Below are 3313 nucleotides of genomic sequence, written 5' to 3' on the forward strand. Positions count from 1 at the left end.
GGGAAGGGTCGATGTCACCAGCCGTCTACTGGTGGCAGATGAGACCGTGTGTACGTGTAGTCCAGGCGTCCACTGGACCCGTTCCCGGGTCACAACCGCTGCATTCTGTGCAGCACCGATCCGAAAGAACGTGGCTACTGTGCCAACTGGTGGATCGCTCGGCTCGAGAGCCGACGACGGACGTGCCAAGCTGCGATAAGCTCGGGGGACCCGCACGGAGGGGAAGAACCCGAGATCTCCGAATAGGAATCCTCTTGCAATTGCTTAGCGCAATGGGGAACGTCGAGAATTGAAACATCTTAGTATCGACAGGAAAAGAAAGCAAACCGCGATGTCGTTAGTAACGGCGAGTGAACCCGACACAGTCCAAACCGAAGCCCTCACGGGCAATGTGGTGTTCGGACTGACTTGCAGCACTCGACCATCGACGAGAAATCCCTTGGAACAGGGTACGAAACAGGGTGACAGTCCCGTACCGTCGATCAGTAACGTGTGCGTCAGCTCCAGAGTAGCGGGGGTTGGAAATCCCTCGTGAAAACCGCGGGCATTGACCGCGAAGACTAAACACTCCTCGAGACCGATAGCGAACAAGTAGCGTGAGCGAACGCTGAAAAGCACCCCAAAAAGGGAGGTGCAATAGGGCGTGAACTCAGTTGGCGATAGAGCGACGGGGCATACAAGGTCCCTCTCACAATGAACCAGGTGCGAACCTGTAGTAAGCCGAGAGGGAAGCCGGTGTTCCGTCGTACGTTTTGAAAAACGAACCAGAGAGTGTGCCTGTCTGACGAGTCTAACCCGAGTATCGGGGAAGGCAAAGGGAAACCGATATGACCGCAGTCTTACGACCAGGGTCACCGTGTTCAAGCGCGGGGAGTCAGGCGGGCACGACCCGAAACCGGATGATCTAGGCATGGGCAGGGTGAAGCGTGGCGAAAGCCACGTGGAGGCCCGCTAGCGTTGGTGTCCTACAATACCCTCGCGTGACCTATGTCTAGGGGTGAAAGGCCCATCGAATCCGGAAACAGCTGGTTCCAACCGAAACATGTCGAAGCATGACCTCCGCCGAGGTAGTTCGTGGGGTAGAGCGACGGATTGGGGGACCGGACTCCGAGAGGAGTTCGCCCCCCTGTCCAACTCCGAACCTACGAACGCCGTCGACGCGGGGAGTCCGGTGCGCGGGGTAAGCCTGTGTACCGTGAGGGAGACAACCCAGAGCTGGGTTAAGGTCCCCAAGTGTGGACTAAGTGCGATCGAAGGTGGTCGCAAGCCCTAGACAGCCGGGAGGTGAGCTTAGAAGCAGCTACCCTCTAAGAAAAGCGTAACAGCTTACCGGCCGAGGTTTGCGGCGCCGAAAATGATCGGGGCTCAAGTCCACCACCGAGACCTAGCGACGTGCGTCACAGCACGATTCCGTAGGTTGGCGTACTGTTCGGGTGGAAGCACGGCCGAGAGGTCGTGTGGACCGTGCAGTAACGAAAATTCTGGTCATAGTAGCAGCGTTAGTCGGGTGAGAACCCCGACGGCCGAACGAGTAAGGGTTCCTCAGCAATGCTAATCAGCTGAGGGTTAGCCGGTCCTAAGTCAGCCCGCAATTCGAAGCTGACAAAAGGGAAATAGGTTAATATTCCTATGCCAGTGTGCACTCAAAGCCGACGCTTTGGGGCCGCCTCTCCCGGGCTTTCGCCCGGGTGAACAGTCCAAGACCGTGGAAGCCGTAATGGCACGAAGCGGTCGAATGGCTGGATAACGCAAGAGAGGTCAACCCAGAGCCCGTGAAAAGGCAAGCACACTGTCCGTACCGAGATCCGACACAGGTACTCGTGGCGGCGAAAGCCAAGGTCTGTCGGGAGCAACCGACGTTAGGGAATTCGGCAAGTTAGTCCCGTACGTTCGCAATAAGGGATGCCTGCCACGGAAAGTGGCAGGTCGCAGTGACTCGGGCGCTCCAACTGTCTAGTAACAACATAGGTGACCGCAAATCCGTAAGGACTCGTACGGTCACTGAATCCTGCCCAGTGCAGGTATCTGAACACCCCGTACAAGGGGACGAAGGACCTGTTAACGGCGGGGGTAACTATGACCCTCTTAAGGTAGCGTAGTACCTTGCCGCTTTAGTAGCGGCTTGCATGAATGGATCAATGAGAGCGCCACTGTCCCAACGTTGGGCCCGGTGAACTGTACATTCCAGTGCGGAGTCTGGAGACCCCCAAGGGGAAGCGAAGACCCTATAGAGCTTTACTGCAGGCTGTCACTGAGACGTGGTCGCCATTGTGCAGCATAGGTAGGAGCCGCTACACAGGTACCCGCGCTAGCGGGCCACCGAGGCATCACTGAAATACTACCCGATGGTGACTGCGACTCTCACTCCTGGCGGAGGACACTGGTAGCCGGGCAGTTTGACTGGGGCGGTACGCGCTTGAAAAGATATCGAGCGCGCCCCAAGGTTTCCTCACTCGGGTCGGAGACCCGAGAAAGAGCGCAAGAGCATACGGAAGCCTGACAGTGTCCGGCACAACAACGGACGCTGACGCGAAAGCGTGGTCTAGCGAACCAATTAGCCCGCCCAATGCGGGCAATTGCTGACAGAAAAGCTACCTTAGGGATAACAGAGTCGTCACCCGCAAGAGCACATATCGACCGGGTGGCTTGCTACCTCGATGTCGGTTCCCTCCATCCTGCCTGTGCAGAAGCAGGCAAGGGTGAGGTTGTTCGCCTATTAAAGGAGGTCGTGAGCTGGGTTTAGACCGTCGTGAGACAGGTCGGCTGCTATCTATTGGGGGTGTTACGGTATCTGACGGGAACGTTCGTATAGTACGAGAGGAACTCCGAATGGGTGCCACTCGTGTACCGGCTGTCCGAGAGGGCACGTGCCGGGCAGCGACGCACCACGGGGTAAGAGCTGAACGCATCTAAGCTCGAAACCCACCCGAAAAAGAGATGCCACCGAGATCACTCGTAGAAGACGAGTTCGATAGACTCGGGGTGTACGCACCGAGGCAACGAGGTGTTGAGCCCGCGAGCACTAACAGATCAAGCCACCATTCATTTCGCATGGATCAACCCGTAAGAACGGGTCCAGGCGCTAATTGGACTACACGTACACCACGGTCACAACCGACCAGAGAACCTTAGACACCGTAACCGACCCCGGTATAATCGCGGTTCGACTCCGCGAGTCGGCCTTACGGCGGCCAGAGCGGCGGGGCACCACCCGTACCCATCCCGAACACGGCAGTTAAGCCCGCCCGCGTTTCGGCCAGTACTGGCGTGGGAGACCCGCTGGGAACCCCGGCTCGCCGCCGACCCACTCATA

2 rRNA genes are annotated in these 3313 nt (G+C 57.8%); both read left to right on the forward strand.

Features of this window, described 5'->3' with window-relative positions:
- Positions 1–125 precede the first annotated feature (125 nt).
- A 23S ribosomal RNA gene (locus ACFQO4_RS21150) occupies positions 126–3044 on the forward strand.
- Between the two features lie 139 nt (positions 3045–3183).
- Positions 3184–3305: ribosomal RNA gene (rrf, locus tag ACFQO4_RS21155) — 5S ribosomal RNA — on the forward strand.
- Positions 3306–3313 lie beyond the last annotated feature (8 nt).

It is taken from the genome of Saliphagus sp. GCM10025334, assembly GCF_042663485.1.
Taxonomy (GTDB): domain Archaea; phylum Halobacteriota; class Halobacteria; order Halobacteriales; family Natrialbaceae; genus Natronosalvus.